This window comes from Falsiruegeria mediterranea M17 (genome assembly GCF_900302455.1).
GTDB classification, from domain to species: Bacteria; Pseudomonadota; Alphaproteobacteria; order Rhodobacterales; family Rhodobacteraceae; genus Falsiruegeria; species Falsiruegeria mediterranea.
Map to the genome: position 1 here is coordinate 144,647 of NZ_ONZG01000001.1, position 26,945 is coordinate 171,591.

At 60.0% G+C, this 26,945-nt stretch carries 26 protein-coding genes; 15 read left to right on the plus strand and 11 right to left on the minus strand.

Annotated features, from left to right (window positions below; genetic code table 11):
• Positions 1-160: 160 nt before the first annotated feature.
• Together ribA and TRM7615_RS00740 are read left to right on the plus strand one after the other, a co-directional pair.
• Positions 161-1,258, plus strand: coding sequence for a GTP cyclohydrolase II (gene ribA / locus TRM7615_RS00735; RefSeq protein ID WP_108785001.1), 1,098 nt, complete (start codon positions 161-163; stop codon positions 1,256-1,258).
• Complete coding sequence (locus TRM7615_RS00740; protein ID WP_108785002.1) at positions 1,255-1,755, plus strand: L,D-transpeptidase family protein; 501 nt, start codon at positions 1,255-1,257, stop codon at positions 1,753-1,755. Before ribA ends, TRM7615_RS00740 begins: the two co-directional genes overlap by 4 nt.
• On the opposite strand, the gene TRM7615_RS00745 is transcribed toward TRM7615_RS00740, so the two are convergent.
• On the minus strand, positions 1,736-2,398 hold the full coding sequence (locus TRM7615_RS00745; protein ID WP_108785003.1) for a YggS family pyridoxal phosphate-dependent enzyme: 663 nt from the start codon (positions 2,396-2,398) through the stop codon (positions 1,736-1,738). The two genes, TRM7615_RS00740 and TRM7615_RS00745, sit on opposite strands and share 20 nt — an antisense overlap.
• A 107-nt stretch (positions 2,399-2,505) precedes the next feature.
• On the minus strand, positions 2,506-3,534 hold the full coding sequence (locus TRM7615_RS00750) for a porin (protein WP_108785004.1): 1,029 nt from the start codon (positions 3,532-3,534) through the stop codon (positions 2,506-2,508).
• A 312-nt stretch (positions 3,535-3,846) separates the two neighbouring features.
• Here TRM7615_RS00750 and TRM7615_RS00755 point away from each other — a divergent pair, with 312 nt between their 5' ends.
• From TRM7615_RS00755 to TRM7615_RS00775, 5 genes are all read left to right on the plus strand, one after another.
• The gene (locus TRM7615_RS00755; RefSeq protein ID WP_108785005.1) at positions 3,847-4,350 is read left to right on the plus strand and encodes a DUF3576 domain-containing protein; all 504 of its coding nucleotides are present in this window, start codon (positions 3,847-3,849) and stop codon (positions 4,348-4,350) included.
• A 75-nt stretch (positions 4,351-4,425) separates the two neighbouring features.
• Positions 4,426-6,963 carry a leucine--tRNA ligase gene (leuS, locus tag TRM7615_RS00760; RefSeq protein WP_108785006.1) on the plus strand — a complete coding sequence of 846 codons (2,538 nt, stop codon included), beginning with the start codon at positions 4,426-4,428 and terminating at the stop codon, positions 6,961-6,963.
• Positions 6,950-7,441, plus strand: coding sequence for an LPS assembly lipoprotein LptE (gene lptE / locus TRM7615_RS00765; protein WP_108785007.1), 492 nt, complete (start codon positions 6,950-6,952; stop codon positions 7,439-7,441). The genes leuS and lptE overlap by 14 nt, the downstream gene beginning before the upstream one ends.
• The gene (gene holA, locus TRM7615_RS00770) at positions 7,438-8,466 is read left to right on the plus strand and encodes a DNA polymerase III subunit delta (RefSeq protein ID WP_108785008.1); all 1,029 of its coding nucleotides are present in this window, start codon (positions 7,438-7,440) and stop codon (positions 8,464-8,466) included. Before lptE ends, holA begins: the two co-directional genes overlap by 4 nt.
• Before the next feature lie 84 nt (positions 8,467-8,550).
• Positions 8,551-9,147, plus strand: a complete 597-nt coding sequence (locus tag TRM7615_RS00775; protein WP_108785009.1) for a glutathione S-transferase family protein — start codon at positions 8,551-8,553, stop codon at positions 9,145-9,147.
• Positions 9,148-9,293: 146 nt separating this feature from the next.
• Here the strand turns inward: TRM7615_RS00775 and TRM7615_RS00780 are convergent, their stop codons facing one another.
• Entirely contained in the window at positions 9,294-10,469 is a 1,176-nt protein-coding gene (locus TRM7615_RS00780; RefSeq protein WP_108785010.1) for a TIGR03862 family flavoprotein, read from the minus strand.
• On the minus strand, positions 10,466-11,788 hold the full coding sequence (locus TRM7615_RS00785; RefSeq protein WP_108785011.1) for a mechanosensitive ion channel family protein: 1,323 nt from the start codon (positions 11,786-11,788) through the stop codon (positions 10,466-10,468). The genes TRM7615_RS00780 and TRM7615_RS00785 overlap by 4 nt, the downstream gene beginning before the upstream one ends.
• Positions 11,789-11,835: 47 nt before the next feature.
• Between TRM7615_RS00785 and TRM7615_RS00790 the strand changes: the two genes are divergently transcribed.
• Positions 11,836-12,162, plus strand: coding sequence for an HNH endonuclease (locus TRM7615_RS00790; RefSeq protein WP_108785012.1), 327 nt, complete (start codon positions 11,836-11,838; stop codon positions 12,160-12,162).
• Between the two features lie 6 nt (positions 12,163-12,168).
• On the opposite strand, the gene TRM7615_RS00795 is transcribed toward TRM7615_RS00790, so the two are convergent.
• From TRM7615_RS00795 to TRM7615_RS00805, 3 genes are read right to left on the minus strand one after another with little or no spacing between them, the layout of a single operon-like run.
• Entirely contained in the window at positions 12,169-12,876 is a 708-nt protein-coding gene (locus TRM7615_RS00795) for a VOC family protein (protein WP_108785013.1), read from the minus strand.
• Positions 12,873-13,481 (minus strand): enoyl-CoA hydratase/isomerase family protein, encoded by a 609-nt coding sequence (locus TRM7615_RS00800; RefSeq protein ID WP_108785014.1) that lies wholly within the window; start codon positions 13,479-13,481, stop codon positions 12,873-12,875. Before TRM7615_RS00800 ends, TRM7615_RS00795 begins: the two co-directional genes overlap by 4 nt.
• Complete coding sequence (locus TRM7615_RS00805) at positions 13,478-14,227, minus strand: SDR family oxidoreductase (protein ID WP_108785015.1); 750 nt, start codon at positions 14,225-14,227, stop codon at positions 13,478-13,480. Before TRM7615_RS00805 ends, TRM7615_RS00800 begins: the two co-directional genes overlap by 4 nt.
• 136 nt (positions 14,228-14,363) lie before the next feature.
• Between TRM7615_RS00805 and TRM7615_RS00810 the strand changes: the two genes are divergently transcribed.
• The 5 genes from TRM7615_RS00810 (at position 14,364) to lpxK (ending at position 20,537) form a co-directional block, all read left to right on the plus strand.
• Entirely contained in the window at positions 14,364-15,893 is a 1,530-nt protein-coding gene (locus TRM7615_RS00810; RefSeq protein WP_108785016.1) for a DUF2125 domain-containing protein, read from the plus strand.
• A gap of 138 nt (positions 15,894-16,031) precedes the next feature.
• Positions 16,032-17,378, plus strand: coding sequence for a TldD/PmbA family protein (locus TRM7615_RS00815; protein WP_108785017.1), 1,347 nt, complete (start codon positions 16,032-16,034; stop codon positions 17,376-17,378).
• Entirely contained in the window at positions 17,365-18,168 is an 804-nt protein-coding gene (locus TRM7615_RS00820; protein WP_108785018.1) for an inositol monophosphatase family protein, read from the plus strand. Before TRM7615_RS00815 ends, TRM7615_RS00820 begins: the two co-directional genes overlap by 14 nt.
• A gap of 154 nt (positions 18,169-18,322) precedes the next feature.
• Positions 18,323-19,537, plus strand: coding sequence for a 3-deoxy-D-manno-octulosonic acid transferase (locus TRM7615_RS00825; RefSeq protein WP_108785019.1), 1,215 nt, complete (start codon positions 18,323-18,325; stop codon positions 19,535-19,537).
• A 1-nt stretch (position 19,538) separates the two neighbouring features.
• Entirely contained in the window at positions 19,539-20,537 is a 999-nt protein-coding gene (gene lpxK, locus TRM7615_RS00830; protein WP_108785020.1) for a tetraacyldisaccharide 4'-kinase, read from the plus strand.
• Positions 20,538-20,812: 275 nt separating this feature from the next.
• Here the strand turns inward: lpxK and TRM7615_RS00835 are convergent, their stop codons facing one another.
• From TRM7615_RS00835 to TRM7615_RS00845, 3 genes are read right to left on the minus strand one after another with little or no spacing between them, the layout of a single operon-like run.
• Positions 20,813-21,925, minus strand: coding sequence for a CaiB/BaiF CoA transferase family protein (locus tag TRM7615_RS00835; protein WP_108785021.1), 1,113 nt, complete (start codon positions 21,923-21,925; stop codon positions 20,813-20,815).
• Positions 21,925-22,590, minus strand: a complete 666-nt coding sequence (locus tag TRM7615_RS00840; RefSeq protein ID WP_108785022.1) for a DsbA family protein — start codon at positions 22,588-22,590, stop codon at positions 21,925-21,927. The genes TRM7615_RS00835 and TRM7615_RS00840 overlap by 1 nt, the downstream gene beginning before the upstream one ends.
• Positions 22,591-22,603: 13 nt before the next feature.
• A complete protein-coding gene (locus tag TRM7615_RS00845) occupies positions 22,604-23,110 on the minus strand; it encodes a DUF721 domain-containing protein (RefSeq protein ID WP_108785023.1) in 507 nt (168 codons plus the stop codon).
• Between the two features lie 81 nt (positions 23,111-23,191).
• On the opposite strand from TRM7615_RS00845, the gene mutY reads away from it, so the two are divergent.
• Complete coding sequence (mutY, locus tag TRM7615_RS00850) at positions 23,192-24,247, plus strand: A/G-specific adenine glycosylase (protein WP_235823984.1); 1,056 nt, start codon at positions 23,192-23,194, stop codon at positions 24,245-24,247.
• A 61-nt stretch (positions 24,248-24,308) separates the two neighbouring features.
• The gene (locus TRM7615_RS00855; RefSeq protein ID WP_108785024.1) at positions 24,309-25,442 is read left to right on the plus strand and encodes an alkane 1-monooxygenase; all 1,134 of its coding nucleotides are present in this window, start codon (positions 24,309-24,311) and stop codon (positions 25,440-25,442) included.
• Positions 25,443-25,535: 93 nt separating this feature from the next.
• On the opposite strand, the gene TRM7615_RS00860 is transcribed toward TRM7615_RS00855, so the two are convergent.
• Positions 25,536-26,918: an adenylate/guanylate cyclase domain-containing protein gene (locus TRM7615_RS00860; RefSeq protein ID WP_108785025.1), complete on the minus strand. Its 1,383-nt coding sequence runs from the start codon at positions 26,916-26,918 to the stop codon at positions 25,536-25,538.
• Positions 26,919-26,945: the final 27 nt, after the last annotated feature.

The following is a 26,945-nucleotide window of genomic DNA, read 5'->3' on the forward strand; positions in this document are numbered from 1 at the left end:
GGCGCCCTCCTAATTCCGTGCCCTACACTTGAGACCGATAAACGCATTCGACAAGATTTACTGCAATCGTCTCACGCCCTCGTGTCTATCGCAGGGTAATTGTTTCACATTCCTTACAATTGAGGATAGGAAGAGCCGCGAACGTTTTAGGGTAACCTCAATGAGCCTTGTCCCAGACATCACCGAACTTTTGGCGCGTGCGCGGTCCGATCTGCGCATGGGTGTTCCGGTGATCCTGACTGACGACGCAGGCCTGAGCGTGCTGTCCTGTTCCGCTGAAACCCTGAGCGCCCAACGCCTGCAGGATCTGCGCGATCTGGCAAATGGTCATCCCGTTGTCGCCGTGACCGTACGCCGAGCAGAGACATTGAAAGCGCGCGCATATGATGGGGACTTGGCCCGCATCGAGATCCCCGACTACGCGGATCTGAAATGGATTCAGTCGATTGCTGACCCCTCGGACGACTTGAACACTCCGATGAAAGGCCCCCTTAAAACCGAACGGCAAGGCAGCGCCAGCTTGCACCGCATTGCCATTACTCTGGCCAAATCCGCCCGCCTGTTGCCTGCAGCCGTGGTTGCTCCGATCAAGGATGGTGCTGCTTTTGCGGGGTCACACGGCCTCACGTTGATTGAACACGCTCTTGCAGCACCGCACCTGACAGAACGCAGCCCCCTACATTCCATCTCGGCTGCACGCCTGCCGATGGAAGTGTCCGAGGCGGGTCGTTTGCATGTCTTCCGCCCCGAAGACGGCGGCGAAGAGCATTATGCTGTCGAAATTGGCCGCCCAGATCGTGACAAACCGGTTCTGGCACGCCTGCATTCGGCCTGTTTCACAGGCGATATCATGGGCAGCCTGAAATGCGATTGCGGCCCGCAGTTGCGCGGAGCCTTGGCACAGATGGGGGCCGAGGGCGCAGGTGTTCTGCTTTACCTCAACCAAGAGGGCCGCGGTATTGGCTTGGCCAACAAGATGCGCGCCTATTTCCTGCAAGATCAAGGGTTTGACACCGTCGAAGCCAACCACCGGCTGGGGTTTGAGGATGATGAACGCGACTTCCGCCTGGGTTCGGACATCTTGAAGGAACTGGGGTTCAAATCGGTACGCCTGCTGACCAACAACCCCAACAAGATCGCGATGATGGAACGTACCGGCATCGCCGTGACCGAACGTGTCCCCCTGAAGGTTGGTGAAACCGCATTCAACCGCGACTATCTTGCAACCAAGGCGGCGAAGTCCGGGCATATGCTGTGACACCTGACGATTTGGTCCTGACGCCTCGTGGTGTTCGGTTTCGTGGTCGGCTCTACCCTTGCTCGATTGGCAAGGGCGGCATTCGTCAGGACAAGCGCGAGGGCGACGGAGCCACTCCGGTCGGAGCGCATCGGATTGTGGGTATGCTCTATCGTCCCGACCGTATCGCGCGCCCTGCGCCCTGGGCCCGCCCAATCGGTCCGGGTGATCTGTGGTCGGATGCTTCGGGCGAGCGGGACTATAACCTGCAGGTTCGAGTGCCCTATGCGCACAGCCATGAAACGCTGCGCCGCGCCGATCCGCTTTATGATCTGGTTCTGATCACCGATTGGAACTGGCCCATTGCCACGCCGGGTCAGGGCTCCGCCATTTTTATCCATCAGTGGCGCAGACCGGGGTATCCGACCGAAGGGTGCATTGCCTTTCGCCGCGATCACCTGCACGAAATCGCGCGCGCCATTCAGCCCGGCACACGACTTATGGTGCCGGAGTTTTAACCCGCTCACCAAAGATCGCTGAGCCAACGCGCACGTGGGTTGCACCCAAAGCAATCGCCCGTTCAAAGTCGCTGCTCATGCCCATGGACAGCCCCCGCAGCTCGTTGCGTGCTGCTATCTTTGCCAAGAGCGCAAAGTGCAACGCAGGCTCTTCTTCGACCGGCGGGATGCACATCAAGCCTTTGACGGGAAGATCCAAAGAACGACATTCCGCAATGAAATCATCAGCTTCCAGGGGCAGGATGCCCGCCTTTTGTGGCTCTTCACCGGTGTTGACCTGAATGAACAGATCCGGGCAATGACCCATCTCTTGCGCCAGTCTCGCCAGCGATTTGGCCAGCTTGGGGCGATCCACTGAATGAATGGCGTGGCACAGCTCCATCGCTTGGCGTGCCTTGTTGGTTTGCAGCGGGCCGATCAAATGCAGGTCGACGCCTGAAAATCGCTCCATGAAATCGGGCCATTTGCCAGCGGCCTCTTGCACCCTGTTTTCACCAAAACAGCGATGCCCTTGCTCCAATACGGCCTCAACCCGATCATTGGGTTGAACCTTGGACACGGCAATCAATTTCACAGAATCTGCATCGCGTCCGGCGGCTTGGGCGGCTTTGGCAATACGGGCAGAGATGTCTTGCAGCGACATGGAATTCCTCGATCAGCGTTTGCCGCAGGAAAACACCATGTTGCGGCAAAAGAAAAGGGCAGGTCCGAAGACCCGCCCAAATTCGATACCGTCAAGCGGTGTACAGCTTAGAAGCTGAAGTACACACCAGCCTGGAAGGTGTCGTTGTCGTTCGAAGCACGGCGGTAGCCGGTTTCGAAGGACGCGCCGCCACCCAGGTCGTACGAGTAGTGGATACCGTACGAGGTGCCTTCGCCTTGGTTCGAACCGGCGATTGCGTCGCGGTTGTCGCCACGGCCGTTTGCAACGTCAGCAGCCGAAACTGCGTCTTCGTTGGTGACCCAAACCAGGATGTTCGACGCTGCGCCGATGTCGTAGTTGCCGTACAGGCCAACTTTGCCGATGCCTTCGTTGTCAGCATAGGCCAAGCGAACGCCCCAGTTACCGCCGTCATACGAACCGGTAAGGATGTACTTCTTTTCCCACATGTTGTCGGAATCCTGGTACGAACCAGCAACGTTGAAGTCGCCGAAGTTGTACGCCAGCATGATTGCCGCACGTGCAGCTGCGTTAGGCGAACCGTTGCCAACGCCCGGGTTAACGGTGCTGTTGTTACGCTTCGAGTACGAGATGTGGCCTGTGAAGCCGCCAGCCGAGTACAGTGCTTCCACACCGTTCACGCCGCCGCCACCGGACGAGTATGCATCCCAGTTGAAGTATTCGTTGCTGACGTTACCAACGTGCGAAACGAAGCCTGCACCGTCGATACCAGTACCTGCGGTACGGGTTTCAAGGTAGGTGCCGGGGGTGTTTTCAACCGCGCCGATGATGTTGCCGACGTTCAGGCGGAAGCCTTCGTAGGTCACACCAAAGCGAGCACCGTTTGCCTGGCGGACCGCGCCAACAACGTTGTCACGGCTTTCAGCCTGGATACGGAAACGAGCGTCGAAGCCAACACCCGAGTCAGACTCTGCCGACATGTCGAACTGCAGACGCAGACGGCTGGTGATGGTGGTCTTGGAGATACCGTTAACGTTGCTGTCGTTGGCATCGTTGTAGTCCAAGCCGAAACGGCCGTAGCCGCTGATACGAACGTCTGCTGCTGCGACGCTTGCGGTAGCGATCAGCGCAGTCGTTGCGAAGAGAACTTTTTTCATCGTTTTTCCCTCGGTTTTCTATTCACATGCCCAAACCGGAGAATCCAGCGTGGGTATGGAGAGGGGTTTCGCTCTTTTACCCCCCTTGTTGCAAGGCTTGGGGTGCTGGTCCTAAGCAAAGTCGTCACGGATGGTGCAGCTTTGCCACAGTCCAAGCTGCTCACTGGCGAAATTCCGGCACATCATCGCCAGATAACGGAATTTTGCGTCCGCCATATACGCCGTGTACGTGCGCGCGTGGCACTTAGACTCTTGCCCAGCTTGGCTGGCAAAGGTAGGACATGCTGTAGAAAGTAGTGGTGGGATTGCCTGATGGTGCTGCAAAAGACGATTAAAGTGACTTTGCTCCTGGCTTTGTGCGCAGGAGTCGCAGCATGCGGTAACAGACGCGCAGCCACGACCAGCTCAGTCGGGCCGCTGGGGCCGGATGATGCGATCACCACCAACCGGGAATCTGCGCCGACAAATTACGAGAAATCGTCGATCTGGGACGTTTTCGGCCCAAACAACAGCGAACAGACCGCTAACGTGAACCGCTATCTTTGGGCGGCATCGCTGGACGTCCTGAGCTTTTTGCCCGTGCAGTCGGTCGATCCCTTTACCGGTGTCATCGTGACCGGATACGGCACCCCGCCCGGCGGCGGACGTTCATATCGGGCAACTGTGCACATCAAGGATCCCGCTTTGGAGGCACGCTCCCTTAACGTTGCATTGCAAAGCAAGGGCGGCCCGGTCAGCGCAGGAACCACGCGCGCCGTCGAAGACGCAATTCTGTCGCGCGCGCGACAGCTACGCATTGCGGACGACAAACTCTAGAAACCCGCAGAAATACCATCTATCACAACGCCGGGTTCCTGCCCGGCGTTTTCATTTACCCAAGGACCGCATCTGATGTCGCGCTATTCCGCCAACGAAATCGAAGCCAAATGGCAAGAGGCCTGGGACAAGGCCGGGATTTTCACCGCCAAACGCAGCGCGGACAAACCCAAGTATTATGTGCTTGAGATGTTTCCCTACCCGTCGGGGCGCATTCACATGGGGCACGTGCGCAACTACACCATGGGCGACGTGATCGCGCGGCACAAATTGGCGACCGGACACAATGTTCTGCACCCGATGGGTTGGGATGCCTTTGGGATGCCTGCAGAAAATGCGGCCATGGCCATTGGCGGCCACCCCAAGGATTGGACATACAGCAACATCGCCGACATGCGCGGTCAGATGAAGCCCCTGGGTCTGTCCATCGACTGGTCCCGCGAATTCGCCACCTGCGACCCGGAATATTATGGCCAGCAGCAGGCGCTGTTCCTGGACATGCTGGGCAAGGGTCTGGTCTATCGCAAGAACGCCGTCGTGAACTGGGATCCGGTCGACATGACCGTGTTGGCCAACGAACAGGTTGAAAATGGTCGCGGCTGGCGTTCGGGCGCATTGGTGGAACGCCGCGAGTTGACGCAGTGGTTCTTTAAGATCTCGGATTATTCCGAAGAGCTGCTGAGCGCACTGGATACCCTCGATAACTGGCCCGCCAAGGTCCGATTGATGCAGGAAAACTGGATCGGCAAGTCGCGTGGCCTGCAGTTTGCGTTCGAGCGCACCGATGATGCCGAGCCAATCACCGTCTACACCACCCGCCCCGACACTCTGCTCGGCGCGTCATTTGTTGGTATCTCGCCCGATCATCCGATCTCGAAAGAGATGGAGAAGGACAACCCCGAACTGGCCGAGTTCCTGGCCGAATGCCGCAAAGGTGGCACCACCGAAGAGGCGATCGAGACCGCAGAAAAGCTGGGCTATGACACCGGTATCCGCGTCAAACACCCGCTGGACCCGAATTGGGAGCTGCCAGTCTGGATCGCGAACTTCATCCTGATGGATTACGGCACCGGTGCAATCTTTGCCTGCCCCGCGCATGACCAACGTGACCTGGATTTCTGCCGCAAGTACGACTTGCCCGTGGTAGATACTTTCTTTGCGCTGGACGACGACACACCGGTCGACAAGATCGCCTTTGTGCCGCCGAAAACCGAAAAGGTCCGCTGGGTGAATCACTTTGCCGGTTTGACCGAGGCGACGGGTGATGAAGCGATCAACGCCACCGTCGATTTCGCCGAAAACGCGGGCTGGGGCAAAGGAGTCACCAAATACCGCCTGCGCGACTGGGGCTTGAGCCGCCAGCGTTACTGGGGTTGCCCGATTCCGGTTGTCCACTGCGACACCTGCGGCGTCGTGCCCGAGAAGAAAGAGAACCTGCCGGTTCAGCTGCCCGACGATGTGTCTTTCGACAAACCCGGCAACCCGCTGGACCGTCACCCGACCTGGCGCGACTGCGCCTGCCCGTCCTGCGGCGCTCCGGCCAAGCGCGAAACCGACACGATGGACACTTTCGTCGATTCGTCGTGGTATTTCGCCCGTTTCACCGCCCCACGGGCTGAAACGCCGACCGATCTGGCCGAGGCCGAATACTGGATGAACGTCGATCAATATATCGGCGGCATCGAGCATGCGATCCTGCACCTGCTCTATTCCCGTTTCTTCGCACGTGCGATGAACATCACCGGCCACCTGCCCGAAAAGGCGATCGAGCCGTTTGATGCGCTGTTCACCCAAGGCATGGTCACGCATGAGATTTATCAGACCCGCGACGCCAATGGCCGCCCGGTCTATCACCTGCCCGAAGATGTGACGGACGGCAAACTGGCCGACGGCACAGAGGTCGAGATCATCCCATCGGCCAAGATGTCCAAATCGAAAAAGAACGTGGTCGATCCGGTCAGCATCATCTCGGCTTTTGGTGCCGATACCGCGCGCTGGTTCGTCCTGTCCGACTCGCCCCCCGAACGCGACGTTGAATGGACCGCCGCAGGGGCCGAGGCCGCGCATAAGCACCTGAACCGGGTGTGGAACCTGTGCGACAAGATCGGCGCCATGGACCCGAACGCACAGGGCGAAGGCGACGAAGAGCTGCTGCGCGAAATGCATAAAGCCATCCGCGACGTGACACTGGGGCTGGAAAGCTTTGGCTTTAATGCCTCCATTGCCAAGCTGTATGGCTTCACCAACACGCTGGCGAAATGCAAAGCAGGCGCTGCGGCGCAAAAGCAGGCCATCAAGACGCTGGCCCAGCTGATGTCGCCGATGACCCCGCACTTGGCCGAAGACATCTGGGCTCATCAGGGCGGCGAAGGGCTGATCGCAACTGCCCCATGGCCGGTCGCGGATGAGGCGATGCTGGTCGATGACACCGTCACCCTTCCAATCCAGATCAACGGCAAGCGCCGCGCGGAAATCAGCGTGCCTGCCGATATGGACAAGGCAGAGGTTGAAAAAATCGCCATGGCAACCGAAGCTGTGCAAAAGGCGCTGGATGGGTCGGCGCCCAAGAAGGTTATCGTTGTGCCGGGCCGGATCGTGAATGTCGTGGTTTAACAGAAAATTCCTGCTGATGATCCCGCTGGCTCTTTCGGCCTGCGGGTTCCAGCCAGTCTATGGCACAGGCGGCACAGGCTCGGCCTTGCGCGGTAAGGTTGAAGTGTCGGCGCCTGATGACGTCGAAAGTTATTGGCTGGTGCAAAACCTCGAAGAGCGTTTGGGCCGCAGCGCCTCCTCTGCCTCGGATTATGAATTGGCCGTTAACGTTGCTACCGCCGAGCAGGGTCAAGCGATCACCGCGTCCAACGAAATCACCCGCTATTCAATAATCGGTTCTGCCAACTACACCTTGACGAACAAGGCCTCGGGTCAAATCGTGGCTTCTGGCGAGGTCGACAACTTCACCGGCTATTCCGCCACCGGCTCGACCGTGGAAACCCTGGCCAGTGAGCGGGACGCGCGTCACCGGCTGATGACCATCCTGGCGGATCAGATCACCACACAGCTGTATTCCACTGCGGACCTGCCCACATGAAGCTAAGCCCGCGTGAGGCAGAGGGGTATTTCGCCAAGCCTGATGCGGGCAAGACCGGCCTGCTGATTTATGGCGCGGATGCCATGCGCGTGGCCCTCAAACGGCAACAGGTGATCGCGGCGCTGCTTGGCCCCGGCGCCGAAGAAGAAATGCGCCTGACCCGCATGCCCGGTGCAGAGCTGCGCAAGGACCCGGCGCAATTGGTCGATGCGATCAAAGCCGTTGGCTTTTTCCCCGGCCCCCGCGTGGCCTTTGTCGAGGATTGCCCAGAAACCTCTCACCCTGCCATTCTGGCCGCGCTAGAGGATTGGGAGCCGGGCGACGCACAGATCGTGATCACTGCGGGACAGCTCAAACCCACGTCCAAGATCCGCAAAGCATTCGAAGGGCATTCCAACGCCTATGCAGTCGGCATCTATGACGAACCCCCTTCGCGCGCCGAGATCGAGCGCACCTTGGGCGAGGCCGGCATTCGCAGCGTCCCCCCCGAGTCGATGGCGGCCCTGACCGATCTGGCGAACGACTTGGGACCGGGAGACTTTGCCCAGACCATCGAAAAGCTGGCACTTTATAAACGCGGCGACAGCGGCGAACTGAGCATCGACGATATCGAGGCCTGCGCGCCGCGCTCGACCGAGGCGGCGCTGGATGATGTCCTGAATGTTGTGGCCGAAGGTCGTGCAGGAGAGATTGGTCCACTGATCCGCCGCCTACAATCCCAAGGGACAAACGCCGTCAGCCTGTGCATCGGGGCTACCCGTCATTTCCGCACGCTTTACGCTTGTGCCTCGGCCCCAGGTGGCCCGTCCGAAGGCGTCAACCGCCTGCGCCCACCCGTCTATGGCAAGCGCCGCGACCGGGTGTTGCGACAGGCGCAGGGCTGGGGTCCCTACAAGCTGGAAACCGCGCTGACAGTGCTGACAGACACCGATCTTGCCTTGCGTTCGGCTGGGCAAACCGCTCCGGCCATGGCTCTTGTGGAACGCGCGATGATCCGTCTGGCGATGCTCTCGCGCTCACGCTGAGGCGATGTGACGAGGCGTAGGTCTTGATTTGCTCGCGCCCATCCGCACATTTGCAAACAAACGGATCAACAGGGAATTTGCAGCATGTACAAAGTCTATGGTCGCCTTCAAAGCCGCGCCTCGCGGGTTCTGTGGCTGCTCGAAGAGCTCGGGCAAGAATACGAATTCATCGACGTTGGCCCACATGATCCACAAGTGATGGCGCTGAACGGTACCGGCAAGATCCCAGTTCTGGTCGACGGCGATCACGTGATCTCGGACAGTTCGGCAATCATGACCTACCTGGCCGACAAACACGGCGCCTTTACCTATCCGGCCGGCACACCCGTGCGCGCGCAACAGGATTCCCTGTTTCACGCGCTGGTCGACGAGTTCGACGCGCTGCTTTGGACCGCCACCCGCCACATGGGTATCCTGCCCGAAGACAAACGGGTTCCGGCAATCTACGAGAGCTTGAAATGGGAGTTTGAAAACAGCGTAGACCGTCTGAGCAAGCGGTTCCAGGGGCCGTTCCTGCAAGGCGACAAGATCACGATTGCCGACATCCTGTGCGCCCATTGCATGAGCTGGGCCCGTGGGATTGAATTTCCGGTGAACGCGGACAACCTGCGTGCTTACGGCAAAGAGATGCGCAGCCGCGAGGCGGCACAGCGCATGGGTGCCTTGGCCAAAAAAGCCTGAGGCCACAACTGGAAACAGCGGTCTGGACGACCCCGATTTCACCGCCAGCGTTCTGCGGTGTCGCGCCGCGCGTCAGCGCGGCGCCCGGCCCAACGGGAGGAGGTGCCTCCCATGGGGCATTGACGACGGGCGGGAGCGCTTCTGGATCAGGTCACATACTGCGTCGCAGCGCGCCCGGCCCACCGCCCTGTGGCCAGACAGGCCGTCAGCAGATACCCCCCTGTCGGCGCTTCCCAATCCAACATCTCCCCGGCGCAGAATACGCCCGGCAGTTGTTTCAGCATCAGATCCGCATCCAGTTCCGCTTGCGGCACGCCGCCCGCTGTCGAGATCGCCTCGTCCATCGGACGCAAGCCCGCGTGCTGCACTGGCAGTCCTTTGATCAGCCTCGCCAAGGCCACGGGATCACCCGGCAAAGGCCGCCCGAATTCCATCAAAAGCCCCGTGCGCACCGGACCCAGCCTCAACACTTTCCTCAGGTGGTTCGACAAGCTCGACTTGCCGCGAGAGCGTGACAGCCGTTTCGCCACGTCAGCGGCGCTCACATCCGGCATTAAGTCAATGTGCAATGCCTCGCCTTCGCGCACCGTCTTACAAATCGCATAGACACCGCCGCCTTCCAGCCCCCGTGCCGATATCACCGCCTCGCCGCGCGTCATCAAATCCCCTGCAGACCAAGCCACGCCTTTGATCGGTTGCCCAAACAAGTCCCGCATATGCTCCGACCAGTTCACCAGCAGCCCCGCATTGGCGGGTTTGAAAGGCGCAGGCGACACACCGCGATCTGCCAGAACCTCTGCCCAGCCGCCGTCCGCACCTAACCGCGACCAACTGGCCCCGCCCATGGCCAGGACCGACACGTCGGCCTTCAGCGCGACCTCGCCCTGCTCCGTAGTGAACACAGGCTGACCCTCTCGCCACCCGATCCAACGATATCGGGTCCGGACCTCTACCCCCAACGCCTCCAACCGGGCCAACCATGACCGCAACAAGGGCGAAGCCTTCATGACGGTAGGAAACACCCGCCCGGACGAGCCGACAAACAGCTCCTGTCCCAGCTCTCGCGCCCAATCCTGCACAGCCTTGGCGTCGAACTCGGCAATTATCGGTCGCAGCCAATCGGCCGCCTCGTCATAAGCTCCCATCAATGTCTCGAGCGGCTCATCCTTGGTCAGGTTCAACCCCGATTTCCCCGCCATCAGAAACTTGCGTGCAATCGACGGCTTGGCCTCGACTACGACCACCGACAGCCCTGCCTGGGCCAGTTCCTGAGCTGCCATCAGCCCGGCTGGCCCTGCCCCTATGACAACCGCGCGCCTCACTGCGACCGGGTCTCAATGCTGCCCGAAAGCTCGATCACGCGATGCGGATAGGGGATCGTGATCTCGTTTTCCTTGAGTGCGTTCCAGATCAGGAACAACACGTCGGAGGAGAACTTGTTGGCGCCGTCATCTATCCCTTCGATCCAAAACTCGACCGCGAAATCAACGCCACTGTCGCCGAACCCGCGCAACTCGCAATCGGGAGGGAAAGGCTCGGACAGAACGCGCGGATGTTTGGCCACGGCCGCCTCGATGAGGTCGGGCACCTTGTTGATGTCGGTGTCGTAGCTCACCGAAAACGGCGCTTCATAGCGGTTGGCCGAACCACTGTCCGAGAAGTTGACGACGCGGGTGGTGATGAAATCCTCGTTCGGGACAACGATCCAGCGCCCGTCGAATGTCTCCAGGATCGCGGCGCGCGCGCCCATCTTGACGATTGTACCCGCCTCCCCACCGTCAAGTTCGACGTAGTCACCCACGGTCGCTTGACCTTCGAGAAGCAGGATCAGGCCCGAGATGAAGTTCGATGCGATCTTTTGCAGGCCAAAGCCCAAACCAACACCGATGGCACCACCCAGAACCGCCAGCGAGGTCAGGTTGATGCCCATGATGTTCATCACCAGCAGGAAGGCGACGCCGAATATGCCGATCTCGATGGCCTTGGCGGTCAACTCGCGCATGGCCGGGCGCATGTCGTCCTGTTTTTTCAAGAACTGTGCAGACTGGTCGTTGGACCAGCGTCCCATCCAGAAGATGGCTCCGCCCACAACAATGAACCTCAACGCAAAGAGCAGCGAGAACGACAGGTTGCCCAGCGGCACAATCGTCTCGTCCAGCTTGGCCATCGCCGGTTCCAGAAGCCCAAGCGCATAGAGCGCTGCCACGGGGATCAGGATGTAACGCCCCAAAAGCTTCATCATCGGGTCGGCGATGATCTCACGTACCAGTATGCGCACGGCCAGGAACAGGAAAACACGTTTGCCAAAGGCGATCACCGCGCCGGAGCCAAAGAGCGAGCGCGTCACGCTTTCGCCGATGCCCGTAAAGGCATAGGCCATGAGTGGCAGCAACAGCGGCACAAATATCAGAACGAATCGCCGGGTCTTGGCCAGAGGGTTGTCCAAGTCTTCGGGTGGGGTCAGCAGCCGTGTCAGGGGTGCGCGCAGCTTGCGCGCCACGACCAAGGCCAACAGATAGGCCATCACCAGCAGTGCAAACTGTGACCAGGCTGCCGGGCTGACCAGCCAACCAAGGGCGATGTCCCACAGTCTTTGTGCCTGCTCCAGCACCTGAATTTGCAGATCGGATCCAAATTCCATATTCGCCCCCGGTTGATCCTTTTGCAAAGTGGTGCATCCTCTTACCGATGCCGAACAAGGAAAAAAACCCCGACACCTTCCCCGCAGATGTGCCGGTGTGCCCTTTGTGTGATCGGCCGATCCCCGAAGGTGATGGCAGCCTGCACCATCTGATCCCCAAGCTCAAAGGTGGCAAGGGCGGCCCGACTGTGCTGCTGCATCAGATTTGCCACAAAGAGGTTCACGCCACATTGACCGAGGCGGAATTGGCGCGCTCCTATGCCACGGTCGAGGCGTTGCGGGCACATCCACGCCTGGAAAAATTCCTCAATTGGGTGCGAAAACGACCCCCCGGTTTTCGATCCAAAGTTCCGGGGAGGCGCCGGAAAAGGTGATGCCCGTTATGTGTAAGGGTCCGTTTGACCGCCAATCTCAATTCCAAGAAAGTCGGGCACCCGAGCAAAGGCCGCTTCAGCGATGTGCTGAAACTCAAGCGTTGTATAGCGTCGTTTCCACAGCCATTCGCGGTTTTCAACCGCCCACAGGTCCGAGTTTGGGGGTTGATCGCTGGTGAAAGCGTAGAAATGCAGGTCGAACCCGTAAGGTTCAACATCCTGCATGGACAACAGGCGCATGCCCAGATCGCGGCACCGCTGATCCTCGGCCTGTATGTTGCCCGTTCTCAGCGTGATTTGCCCTAAGCACGCCTGTGCAAACGGAGCCTTGGCGTCGCCTGCTCCGTCAGGTCGGTTGCCTTCAAAATCATGTTGCAACAACTCGATCACGAACCCTTCGGGGTCGGACAGATGGGCCATGTATCCAATGTCCAGAAACTGGCGCGGGTCTGACACCTCGGCACCAGCGGCGCGTAAGGCGTCCACTGCCAGATCGACATTCGGAAGGGTGATCCCGATCTTCCAATACCGCTGCCGCCGGTCGTGGGTGTACCTCCCGCCACCCGGCACCAACATCAAATCTGCATCCACACCAACATAACCAACACGCCACACATCACCTTCGGCGCACGCCTGCATTCCAAGGCTATCTCGATAAAATGCCGCCAGCCCCTTGGGATCGGCGACACGCAAGCGCAGGGCGTTCAGGCTCATCGGCACATCTCGGCAATGCCGGTGGCAATCTCGGGCTTGGCCGCAACGACATCTGCCGTAAGGTCACGCGCGGTGGACATCAGCGCATCAGGCTCGACCACCCGGTCCACCAAGCCATAGGCATAGGCCTCGTCCGCCGTGATCTTTTGGCCCGCCATCAGGATCATCTTGGTCCGTGCAGGGCCGATCAAGGCCTTCATGCGCACCGGGTCCGAAGCTTGCGGCAAAAAACCCAGTTTCATGACGGGATAAAAGAACTTGGCGCTTGGCACCGCGATCCGCAAATCGCAGGCCAACGCCATGCCGTTTGCCCCACCTGCCAGCGTGCCGTTCAACGCCGCAATCGTAAGGCACGGCAACGCCGCGATGGCGCCGGACAACCGCTCCCACACGTCCGAGGTCGCAAGGCCCGCGCGTGCCTCATCCAGGTCGGCACCGGCGCTGAACACCTTGCCCCGTCCAGTCAGGATCAACGCCTTGACTTGGGTCGCGGCCTCGGCAATTTCCAACAGCTCTTCGAGCATGGCTTCGGTAAGGGAATTGGCCTTGTCGGGGCGGTTGATGGTTGCGATCCACAGCCCGCCGTCTTTTTCCAGTTCGATCATGTCAGGCCGACTCGTGCTCGGATGCCTTCGTCGCGGAGCGAGATTTCGGTGCCCACAAATTCGTCTGCGTCCGCCGAACACATCCACAACAGGGCACGGGCTGGCCAATCAGCGGGAACGTGAACCTCCCAATCCAACTGGCTGACCGGGTTAATGCCGCTGGCCTTGATCTCGCGCTGCATCTGAGTTGCGACGGTCCCGGGTGACAGACCCATGGCACGGATGCCGTTCTCACGCTCTTCCTTGTCCAGACAGGCGGTCAGCATCGCGGCCCCCGCCTTGGACGAGCAATAGTGACTCCAGGCCTCGACCGGGCCATGGGCGGCGCCCGAGCTGATCGTGATGATGGTGCCGCCCCCTGCCTCTTTCATCACAGACAGAGCAGCATGCATGCCATAGTAAACACCCTTGAGGTTGATATCGATGGCTTGCCCCCAACCTTCGGGATCGCTGTCGGCCATTCGCGCGATGGGTTCGATCACACCGGCGTTCCCGATCAGCACATCTAATCCGCCAAATCGATCAATGGCCGCGTGAATGGCGCCCTTTACCTGATCGTAATCACTGACATCACAGGGAACCGCCACTGCCTGATCCCCGATTTCCTGAGCCAGAGCAGTGATTTGATCGCCCCCCCGCGCGACCAGCACAACGTTGGCCCCAGCAGCGGCGAAAATCCGCCCAGCTTCGGCGCCGATCCCGCGGCTGGCCCCCGTGATAAGAACCGTTTTGCCCTGCATATCCATGTCACTGTCCCCTTTGATGCCATATCCGGGGCAAGTGGTACCGAGCCAAGGGGGCAGCGTCCAGCCCCTCCCCCCTTGACGACCGTCGTCTAAGGGCCGACGATAACGGCAAATTTTGATAGAGAAGGGTTCTATTATGTCTGTTTTCTTCCGGCGCTCATGCGGCGCGGTCATTGCCTATGCGGTTGCTTCCCAAGGCGCATGGGCCGATCTGACAGCAAATGATGTCTGGGCGGACTGGCAAGCGTACATGGGTGGAATGGGCTATTCCATCTCGGGCGGGGAAAGCACATCGGGCAATGTCACCACGGTTTCGGATTTGACCATGTCGATGGCCGTCCCGGATGCCGAAGCGAGCTTTGAGATGATCATGCCCGAGGTCACGTTCACCGAAAACGGTGATGGCACCGTGGCAATCGGCATGCCTGATCAATTCCCGTTGACCGTGAACATCGCGGCTGAAGGGGAAGACCCGGTCAAACTGGTTCTGGATTACGCGCTGACCAACATGGCGATGGTCGTGTCGGGAACACCGGCGGACATGACCTATACCTATTCGGCCGACAAGAATGCAGTAACGCTGGCCTCGATCGAGGCCGAAGGCGAAACCATCCCTGAAGGCGCGCTGAACGTCAGCATTGTCCTGGATGCACTGGCGGGCACATCGCAGATGAAAATCGGCGACACCATGCGCGACATCGCCCAGAACATGACCGCAGGCAGCATTACCTATGATATCGCCTTTGACGACCCGGAATCGGATGATGCGGGCAACTTCTCGGGCGCGGTTGCCGATGTCAGCTATACCGGCACAGGCTCTATCCCGAACAAGGTCAACGCATCGGACTACGGCGCCTTCCTGAACTCGGGCTTCAAGTTTGATGGCGGGTTTAACTACAAATCCGGCAACGGCGCGATGCAAGGCACAGGTGATGGCGAAGAATTCGCCATGAGCTCGAAATCCACTGGCGGTGATTTCCGTTTTGCGATGGACAGCAGCCACCTGCTCTATGATCTGAGCCAGAGCGGTTCCGAAATCTCTGTCACGGTGTCGGATCTGCCGTTCCCGATCGACCTGAAAATGGCCGGGTCGGGTTTCAAACTGGACCTGCCGATCCAGGCCGGTGATGCACCCCAGCCGTTTGCCTTTGGCATGAACCTGACGGATTTCACCATGTCCGACATGATCTGGGGCATGTTTGATCCGGCTGGTGCCTTGCCGCGTGATCCGGCGACCGTGGCTTTGGACACCACCGGTACCGCCAAGGTCCTGGTTGACTTCCTTGATCCGACCGTGGCTGAAACCTTGGAAAAAACCGGCGCTGCTCCGGGTGAGTTGAACTCGCTCAAGATCAACCAACTGTTGGTCTCGCTTGTTGGGGCCAAGCTGATGGGCACTGGCGATTTCGAATTCGACAACTCGAACCTCGAAGCCTTTGACGGCATGCCTGCCCCGTCTGGTGTTGCAAACCTGGAAATCAGCGGTGCCAACGCGCTGATCGACAAGCTGATCGCCATGGGTTTTGTCTCGGACCAGGACGCCATGGGCGCACGGATGATGATGGGTCTGTTGGCGGTGCCGGGCGACGCGCCTGACACGCTGAAGTCGACGATCGAGATCAACAAACAGGGTCACATCGTCGCCAACGGACAGCGGATCAAGTAACCTGACCTTCAAGATACGAAAAGGGCTGCCACGGGGCGGCCCTTTTCTTTTTGCCGCTTCTTTTTGCCGAGGGCTTGCAGGGGTCTGCCTGCAAGGCTAGGTCCAAGGGGTAGCCCGAAAAGCACGACGAGAGGCCTGATGTCGCAGACACCCGAAGAGCTGAGCCACGCCCTGATTGATGCCGCCCGCAAGGCCGGGGCCGAATCGGCAGATGCCATTGTGATCCGGGGTACTTCGGTTTCTGTCGACGTGCGAAACGGCGCTCTGGAAATGGCTGAACGATCCGAAGGCAGCGATCTGGGATTGCGGGTGTTTCTTGGGCAACGACAAGCGATCGTCTCCAGCTCGGATGCACGCCCTGAAACCATGCAAGCGATGGCTGAACGCGCCGTGGCCATGGCGAAAGAGGCTCCAGAAGATCCCTATGCCGGCCTGGCCGATCCGGCGCAGTTGGCGCGAGACTGGAACTATGACGCGCTGGAGCTGTTCGATCCAACACCTGAGCCCACTCCGGAGGCGCTGAAACAGGATGCTTTGGCAGCCGAAGCGGCGGCAGCCGCTGTTGAAGGCGTCTCACAGGTTTCAGACGCCGGAGCTGGATACGGCGAACACCGCGTGCACATGGCCGCGACGAACGGGTTTTCCGGTGGCTATGCGCGCACCGGACGGTCGGTGTCTTGCGTTGCAATCAGCGGAACCGGCACCGGGATGGAGCGGGATTATGACGGCGACAGCCGCTGTTTTCAGAGTGACCTGCGCGGCCCGACCGAGATCGGCCGCACCGCAGGCGAACGCGCGGTGCAACTGGTGGGCGCCCGCAAGCCGGAAACCGGCACTTACCCGGTGCTCTTTGACGAACGCATATCCTCGTCGTTGATCGGACATCTGATGGCCGCAAGCAACGGTGCCGCAATTGCACGCGGCTCCTCCTGGCTCAAGGACGCGATGGGGCAGCAGGTATTGCCCAAGCATCTGTCCGTGGTCGAAGACCCACACCGTGCCCGCGTGGCCGGATCGCGCCCTTTTGACGCCGAAGGACTGCCTACGCAGCGCCGAGCGATTGTCGAAAACGGCATGTTGACCGGGTGGACACTTGATCTTTCGAGTGCGCGCAAGCTGGGCATGGTTTCCACTGCCAACGCAGCGCGTGGCGTGTCTTCGCCACCGTCACCCAGCAATTGGAACCTGGCGTTGACCCAAGGCGAGCAAAGCCGCGAGGATCTGCTGCGCGACATGGGTACCGGCCTGCTGGTCACCTCGATGATCGGTTCGACCATCAACCCCAACACCGGCGATTACTCACGGGGGGCGTCGGGGTTCTGGGTCGAAAACGGCGAGATCACCCATCCGGTCAACGAATGCACAATCGCAGGCAACCTGCGCGACATGCTGATGCGGATCATCCCGGGCAATGACGCGCGCACCTATCTGTCGCGTGTCGTGCCCTCGCTCTTGATCGAAGGGATGACGCTTGCCGGGAACTGATCTATCGCTGTTGATCGACGCCGCACTGAAAGCGGGCGACATTGCCACCCGCTATTCCGGGAAAGAGGCCAAACGCTGGGAAAAACCTGACGGGGCAGGCCCCGTGACCGAGGCGGATCTGGCGGTGAACGAGATGCTCGAGGCAACGCTCCCCGCAGCACGCCCAGGATATGGCTGGTTGTCGGAAGAGACTGAAGACACCACTGACCGCCTGACGCGATCTCATGTGTTTGTCATCGATCCGATCGACGGCACCCGCAGTTTTGCCCAAGGATCACGCACTTGGGCGCACTCGTTGGCGGTATGTGAGGATGGCATCGCCACCGCCGCGGTTGTGTACCTGCCCCAGCGGGACATGTTGTTCGCTGCAGCTTCCGGAGAGGGTGCCACGCTCAACGGTGATCCGATTTCGGTTGCCGACATCGGCACGCTCGCCGATGCCGAAGTTCTGGCCGCCAAGCCCAACTTGAACAGCACGCATTGGCGCGACGGCAATGTGCCCGACTTTGGCCGTGCCTATCGGCCTTCGCTGGCCTATCGCATGGCCCTGGTTGCGCAGGGGCGGTTCAATGGAATGCTAACGCTGCGCCCCAGTTGGGAATGGGACATTGCCGCCGGGGACCTGATCATCCGCGAGGCCGGTGGCCTGTGCACCGATCGCTTTGGGGCGCCCCTGCGGTTCAACAATCCTCAACCGAAGTTGAGCGGCGTGGTTGCCGGTGGCAAGCAGTTCCACACACAGATCAGTTTCGCACTGGATCCGGACAGCGCCGGTATTCCAGGACATTGAGGCCCGGTTCGGCAACAGTTGACCAAACCCGCGAAACTCGTAGGTTGCCGACAACTTTCGCCCTTCTGCACTAAGGATCAGTCCAATGGCCCGCTTTGTGCCCTCCTGTGTCTCTGCTTTGCGACCCACTGTGCCGCATTGGGTGGATTGATCGATGGCGCGATCGCTCAGCCTGACCGCCTACCGCGCGCTGTCCTGGGGCGGCCAGCATGCACATGGAGATATGCACGCGGCGCGCCCCGATGGGCAGTTGGTTTGGTTTCACGCAACAACGCCGGAACGTCTGTCCGCACTGCAAGATCTCAGCGGTCGACTGTTGCAGCAAAGTCCCGAGCTGAACGTGCTGTTCACCCGCCCGCCTGCATCCGAATCCCGGCGTTGGCCACGCCACTTGCTGGGGGCGATCGAATTGCCGCAGGATCACCCGGCCGCAACGCGCGATTTCATGCGCCATTGGCACCCGGACGTTTGCATCTGGACGGGTGGTTCCTTGCAACCGAACCTGATCGCCCAGGCATCAGAGCAGCAGATCCCAATGATCCTTTTGGGTGCGGTGGAGAACGAACTCCACCTGCGCCGTCATCGATGGTTGCCCGACCTGCTCCGCACCACGTTGGATTGCTTTGACATGATCCTCGCCGACAGCGAGGCTTCGGCCCGCTACGTACGTCGCTCGGGCATCAGTTCGGGTAAGGTATCGGTGTCTTCGGCGCTCCAAGTCAGCCCCAACCCGCGCCCCTGGCCCGAAGAAGAGCTGGTTGAAACAAATCAGGTCCTGGCTGGCCGCCCCGTCTGGCTGTCAGCCTGGTCACAAGACAGCGAATTCATCTCGATCCTGATCGCACACCGACATGCGCTGCGGTTTCTTCACCGGCTGCTGCTGGTTCTGCATGTCGCCGATCCCAATGAAGCCGACCCTTTGAAAGCGCGGCTCAAAGCGATGGATCTGCGCTGTGCCGATTGGGATGCCGGCGACGAAATCGAAGACAGCACCCAAGTGGTCCTGAGCACTGTCGCCGAGGACCTGGAGCTGTGGTACCGCGTGGCCCCCGTGACGTTCCTGGGCAGCTCTCTGGAACCTGGCGCAGGTGGTCAGAACCCGCTGACCGCCGTTTCCTTGGGTTCTGCGGTTCTTTATGGATCCAACGTGCAGGGTCACATCGACACCTATGCGCGGCTGGCCTCGGCAGGTGCCGCACGGGCTGTGCGGAATGCAGATGCTCTGGGTGCGGGTGTGGTGCAACTGCTGGCGCCGGATCAAGCCGCTTCTGTGGCCTTGGCCGGGTGGCAAGTGGTGACCGAAGGGGCTCATTTGACGGATCAGTTGATTGACCTGATACAGAACAAACTGGACAAGCAGGATCAATAACATGAGACCGCCCAATTTCTGGAACACAGCCCCCAACCAATTGGACTGGCGTGCGCGCCTGCTTCGCCCCTTGGGCGCGCTCTATGCCCGGGCAACCGCGCGACGTGTGGCCAAAGGAGCTCCGCAAGATCCCGGCGTTCCAGTCATCTGCGTCGGAAATCTGAACGCGGGTGGCACCGGCAAGACACCCACGGCGATCTGGGTGATCGAGCAATTGCGCAATGCGGGACATGAACCGCATGTGGTGAGCCGGGGTTATGGCGGTTCGCTTGAAGGGCCGGTTCGAGTTGAACCCGGCAAGCACGGGGCGGATCAGGTGGGGGACGAGCCATTGCTGCTGGCCGCCTTTGCAGAGGTCTGGGTCGCCAAGGATCGCGCAGCCGGGGCCAAGGCTGCGGCCGAATTTGGGGCAACGGTGATTGTGCTGGATGATGGGTTCCAGAACCCCAGTGTGAAAAAGGATCTTTCGATCATCGTGGTGGATGCAGCCCAGGGGTTCGGCAACGGGCTCTGCCTGCCGGCAGGCCCCTTGCGCGAACCGGTTGAGGCCGGTTTGACCCGCGCGGATTTGGTTTTGTCACTTGGCAAGGCAGAGGCGCAGGAGACATTCGCGAGCACTTGGGGGCGCTCGCTCACCTTGCCCCATGTAACAGGTGAGGTTTGCCCGTTAAAAACCGGGATGGATTGGGCGGACACCCCGGTGCTTGCGTTTGCAGGTATAGGCAATCCAGCAAAGTTTTTTCGCACTCTGCGGGATCAGGGAGCTGACCTGCGCAGAGCGGAGCCATTGGATGACCACCAACCGCTCACACAAGCGCTGATGTCGCGGCTTGAAAGTGAAGCAAAGCTGTTGGGCGCGCAGATGGTGACGACCGAAAAGGATGCGGTGCGCTTGCCACCTGCCTTTCGCAGCAAGGTCATCACTCTACCGGTCCGGCTGCATCTCAAGGAAAGCGAACAGATGACCGATCTGATGTTGAGTGCAGCCCCCGCACCTTAGGGTACAAATCCACAAGCGCTCCCGCCCGTCGTCGATGTCCCTTCCGGGATACCTCCTCCCGTTGGGCCGGGCCTCGCTACGCTCGGCGGTCGGCACCATATTGCAACCGAAGTGCTTACGAAGCCATGGGCGCGTCTGGTGGGTCGCTTTTGGTAAGATCATCTGCCTCAGGCGCGACCGCGCCGGGCAACGCCCGGCGCCCGGCTCAAGGCCGTTAGCGGTGCTGACGCAGTCAGGATCGCTCGGGCGCGGGAGCACCCCCGGCCAACAACCGCTTAGCTATCCTCGCCTAACTTTGGCGCAGAACGGTGCAGTGCCAATTCAGCGTCTGAGAAGCGAAACGGTGCGCGAACACCCGGAACGCCGTCCAACTCGATCTGCATCCCACGCGCCACGATCTGGGGGTCTGCCATGACCTCGTCCAGCGTGTTGATCGGGCCCGCTGGCACGCCCTGAGCCTCGCAAGCGGCCAATAGATCCGCCTTGCTTCGCTGCGCCGTTGCTCCGTTCAGGCGCGCGATCATGACCCGCCGATTGGCGATGCGGTCCTTGTTGCGCAGGAACTCTGGCGCTTCGGCCATATCCTCAAGCTCCAAGATCTTGCACAACCGTTGATACTGCCGGTCGTTGCCAGTCGCGATGATGATGTGCCCATCGGCGCAGTCAAACACCTGATACGGGGTCAGGTTGACGTGGGCATTGCCCATCCGTTCAGGCGCCTTTCCCGTGGTCAGGTAGTTCAGCGCCTGATTGGCTGTGACGGCCACGGCGACGTCCAGCAACGCCATGTCCACATGCTGCCCTCGTCCAGTTCGTTCACGCTGATGCAATGCCGCCAGAATTCCCGAAACCGCGTAGATGCCGGTGAAGATATCGGTGATCGCAACGCCTGACTTCTGCGGCTGACCGTCTGGTTCTCCGGTGATCGACATCAGCCCGGACATGCCTTGGATGATAAAATCATAGCCGGCACGGTGCGCATAAGGCCCGTCTTGACCGAACCCAGTGATCGAACAGTAAATCAAGCGCGGATTGACCTCTTTCAGGCTGTCATAGTCCAGCCCGTATTTGGCCAGCCCACCAACCTTGAAGTTCTCGATCAGGATATCTGCCTCCCGCACCATCTCGCGCACGCGCGCCTGGCCCTCGGGTGTCGAGAAATCCACCGTGACTGAAGCTTTGCCCCGGTTCGTCGAATGAAAGTAGGCCGCCGACTCGTCATCGTCTCGGGTAACGAATGGTGGTCCCCAAGCGCGGGTGTCGTCACCTGAGGGGGATTCAACCTTGATGACTTCGGCGCCCAGATCAGACAGCGTTTGACCGGCCCAGGGGCCGGCCAGGATACGCGCCAGTTCGATGACCTTTAGGCCCGCCAGCGGTGCCGTCATCAGCTGCCCAGCTCGGCTTCGATCAGGGCCTTGAAATCGGCATAAGACTGGTTCGAAACCTTCTTGCCGTTGACGATGAAGCTGGGGGTGCTTTCAATTCCATGCTCTTCGGCGTTCTCCTGATACCAGGTCACCAGCGTCTGAGCTTTGTTGGCGTCCTGCAGGCAAGCCTCGAGCGAGTCGTTGTCCAACCCGGCCAGACGACCGATCTTACGCAGTTCACCGACGATTTCGGTTGGACCACCGGCACGCGCCCAATCGGACTGTCCCGCATAGATCAGATCGCTGAGACCAAAGAACTTCTCGGGCCCTGCACAGCGGGCAATCATCGACGCCCACAGGCCATAGCGGTCGAAATATACTTCGCGGTAAACGAACTTCACCTTGCCAGTGTCGATGAAATCCTTCTTGAGCTGCTTGTACGGCCCTTCGTGGAACGCCGCACAATGCGGGCACGTGTAAGAAGCGTATTCGATGATTTCGACCGGCGCATCTTCGGCGCCTTGCACCATCTCAATGATGGTCGATGTGTCGACTTCGGTCTCTTGCGCATAGGCCGCGCCGACCAACGGGTTGCTCGGCAGGCTGCTTTGCGGCTGGCTCAGCCAATACCCGCCCGCAGCAAGTGCTACGGCAGCAGAAAAGATTGTTCCAAAACGGGTCATACCTCGCCCTTTCTCAGTGTTTTTTCTTAGATAGGATGTTGCGGCCCAGACGTTCAAGAGCAGCCCGCAAATCGTCACTTTCGACCCCATCGGCTACCTTGCGCGCGGCAGTTGCAACCTCTGGGTTGATCTTTGGTTCTGCCTGTTTCGGCTTGTGCGCGAAACTGGCCTGTCCCTCGGCAAATCCGGTGGGTGCGGTCTGGGTGATGCGGATACGGCTGATCGCGTTATAGCCATAGGCCGCGTTCACCTTTTCCCTCAACCGCTCCTTTTGCATTTCCAGCATCGGCGCCTGCGGTCCAGTGGTCAGAACCGTCAATGTCGCACCAAAGCCATTGCGTCCATAGCCTACGTTTACAGGCCGCGCGATGGCTGCAATGTCCTGTCCCACGATCTCGGCCCAATGGGTCAGAACCCGCGACACCGCAAAGCCACGGCTTTCCCCGGCGCGCCTGATTTGGTCGCTGAGCACCGTCCCTGTGCGTTTGAACCCGTAAGTTGTCGTTCGTCTGGGCTTCATCTGGTTTCCGACTCTGTTGGCGCTATTGTAGAGAGCACTCAGACAGGTGCCAGTGAAACCGGTAGAGCAAGGGAAATTTGTTTGCAAAAGAACGAACACAAGGTTGTGAGCACCGCTCTGTTGGCGTGGTACGACGTGCATGCGCGCGAATTGCCGTGGCGGGTCTCACCCTCGGATCGGCAAGCTGGGGTGGTTCCTGACCCGTATCGCGTTTGGCTGTCCGAGATTATGTTACAGCAAACCACCGTGGCTGCGGTCAAAGACTACTTTCATCGCTTTACGTCTCGCTGGCCCACGGTACAGGATCTGGCCGCCGCACGGGATGAGGATGTGATGGGGGAATGGGCCGGGCTAGGGTACTATGCCCGCGCGCGCAATCTGCTGAAATGCGCACGCCAAGTGACCCAAGCCCATGGCGGCATTTTTCCAGACACGCATGATGGGCTGCTGACCCTTCCCGGCGTTGGTCCCTACACCGCAGCCGCCATCGCCTCGATCGCGTTTGACCGGTCCGAGACCGTGCTTGACGGCAATGTCGAGCGGGTCATGGCCCGGTTTCATGACATCCATGACCCCCTACCCGGCTCCAAGCCCAGGCTGCGCGACCTGGCAGAGGAGCACACACCTTTAGCGCGCCCTGGTGATCACGCCCAAGCGGTGATGGATCTGGGTGCGACGGTGTGTACGCCCAAGTCCCCTGCCTGCGGGATCTGCCCCCTTATGCCCGACTGCCAGGGACGGCTGGCAGGCACGGCTGCAGAGCTGCCAAAGAAAACGCCCAAGAAACCCAAACCGACCCGCTACGGCTATGCCTATGTTGCGCGCGATGCTGGTGGCGGCTGGCTGATGGAACGGCGCCCCGACAAGGGGTTGCTGGGTGGCATGCTGGGTTGGCCCGGTTCCGATTGGTCCGAAAAACCCTCACCCAATCCACCGTTTGAGGCAGATTGGCATGACATTGGGGCCGAGGTTCGCCACACCTTCACACACTTCCACCTGCACCTTCGGGTCCTGACTGCGCCAATGCCTGACATAGCTGCACCCGCGGGCCTGCACATCGTCGCCAAACACGACTTTCGCCCCTCGGACCTGCCCACTGTGATGCGTAAAGCATATGATCTGTGGCGTGACCATTAGCCGTCTGTGATCAAAGGAAAATCCGCGTTAGACTGCCCGCAAATCTGATGCGGAGCCCATCATGATCGCACCTGAAACCCTCAACCGTTGGCAAAGCGCCCTGCCCTTCTGGATCTCATTCCTGCTGGTCCCTTTGGCCTGGTTTGCGGCCACAACCGGTGGCTGGAACCTGATCCTGGTGCCGCTGACGACATGGTGGGCCTTTGCGATCCTCGATCAGCTGACCGGGTTGAACACCGAAAACGCCGATCCACAGACGCCCGACGGGCAGTTGAACTGGTACATCCGGCTAACGCAGCTTTGGGTGCCGATACAATTCCTGACCCTCTTTGGCCTGATCTGGTACGCGACACACAGCGCCCATCTGAGCAGCCTGGAAAATGTGGCCCTGTTCTTTGGCGTCGGCGTCATCACCGGCACCATCGGCATCAACTACAGCCACGAGTTGATGCATCAAAAAAGCCGGGTCGAACGCACCCTGGGCGATATCCTGTTGGCCATGGTCCTTTACAGCCACTTCCGGTCCGAACATCTGCTGGTCCATCACCGCTATGTTGGCACCCCGCGTGATCCGGTGACCGCCCGTTACAACGAGGGGTTCCATCGGTTCTACCCCCGCGTCCTGATCCAATGCCTGCGCAGCGCGTTCAAGGCGGAAAAGGACATGCTCGCGCGGAAAGGCCTACCTTGGACAAGCCTGCGCAACCCCTTCTTCCGCTATTGGGCGATGCAAACCGGGATGATCCTGCTGGCTTTCATGCTGGGTGGTCTTGGTGGTGTCCTCTTGTTTCTGGTGCAAGCCGGGGTCGCAGTTTGGCAGTTGGAACTGGTCAACTACGTCGAACACTACGGTCTGACGCGCAAACACCTGGGCGATGGCAAATACGAGACGGTCCAGCCGCGCCATTCCTGGAATGCAGCACATAAGGCGTCGAATTGGCTTCTGATCAATCTGCAGCGGCATTCAGACCACCACTACAAACCCGACCGCCGCTTTCCGCTGCTGCAAAACCACACAGAAGAAGACGCGCCGCAACTGCCCTATGGCTATCCCGTGATGACCGTGGCGGCGATGATCCCGCCGCTCTGGCGCCGCGTTATGAACCCGCGTGTTCGCAGTTGGCGGCGGCACTACTACCCCGAGATCACGGATTGGCTGGATTACAACAAAGCCCGCCACCCAATGCCCCGCTGAAAAGGGAATGCGGCCGCAGCGCACCGCAGGTGCGCTGCCCGGCCCAACAAGAGGCGACGCCGCAGGTGTCAACGATGGGCGGGAGCAGCCCCGTCACAGGGTCCAGACATCCATACGACCATCCACACCGCGCACGCCTTGGTCCGAGTGCAGCTCCAACCCTTCCAGACACTCCAACCCGGCGATGTGCTCGCGGATGACTTGATCCCGCAGATCGCTGCTGACCACCAGCTTGACGCCAAAGTCACGGGTCAGACCTTCAAGCTTCGCCGCCACGTTCACCGCATTGCCGATCACCGCGTACTCCAGCCGGTTCGCGCCAATATCACCCAAAAGGGCGGGCCCAAAATGCACCCCGATCCCGGCTTGAATTTCGGGCTCACCAGCGCGTTTGCGCTCCGCGTTCCATTGTTCCAGCACTTGCACCATCGACCGGGCACAGGCCATGGCATTGGATGCATCATGCTCCCCGGATATCGGTGTGCCAAAGGTCGCCATCAAACCGTCGCCCAGGTATTTGTCGAGCGTGCCATTGTGGCGGAACACTTCGGCCTCCATCCGCGAATGGAATCCGCGTAGCAGTTCGATCACCGAATAGGGGTCGCGGTCGGCAGCAAACTTGGTGAAGCCCACTATGTCGATAAACAGAACCGCGATGTTTTCGTTACGCACTTGCTTTAGTGGTTCGTCGTTCTGGCTCAGCTGGTCCACCACATTGGGCGAGAAGTACCGCGACAAGTTCGCTCGCTCGCGCTCCAGACTTGCATTGCTCAATAGCAGTCGGTTGAAGCGCCGGACAGAAAACGCCAATGTCACCGCCACGATCATGAACACCACCGCCTCTTGAATACGAAGGCTGGGCATCACGCTGTCGGGGTTCATGAATTCGGCCACATCCGGATATCTCGCAAAGGCCTGTGTCACTTGATCCGTCAGCCCCGGAATCGGCGTGGCAAACCACCAAAGCGCAATCCAGCCCAGCGTCCACATTCCCGCCGTCCAAGTTCCAATCGCGATCACTGTGCGCCATGAATAAGCCAGCGTGCCACCAGCCAGGATCAAGAAGAAGTACTGAAAATTGCCAAACTGATACTGCATCGCCAAGGGGCGCACATCTTCGCTGAAGGGGTTGGGTATCAGCATCCCCAACGTCATGATCAGCAAATCCATGAACAGCAAAAACAGCTCGAGGCTCGACTGCCCAACCCGACCTGCACGGCGGATGAACCATCCGTTCAGGGCCACCAAGGCAAGAATGAAGTGATAATAGACCACGTCCCAAGCTGGGTTTATGAAAACCAGGAACACCGCAATGATCGCCATCGCGATCCAACGGGCCCGCACGGCCAACTCCAGCCCTTCGCGTTTGTGGTTCTCCAGAACCGCTTGCGTGTATTCGTTCACCTCTTCGGGAACGTCTGGCTGGGTGAAGAAAAACCTTTCGCGGCGCGGTGACGGGGCGGCGGTTTCGGTCATGACATGTTTCCCTCGTGTCCGGGACAG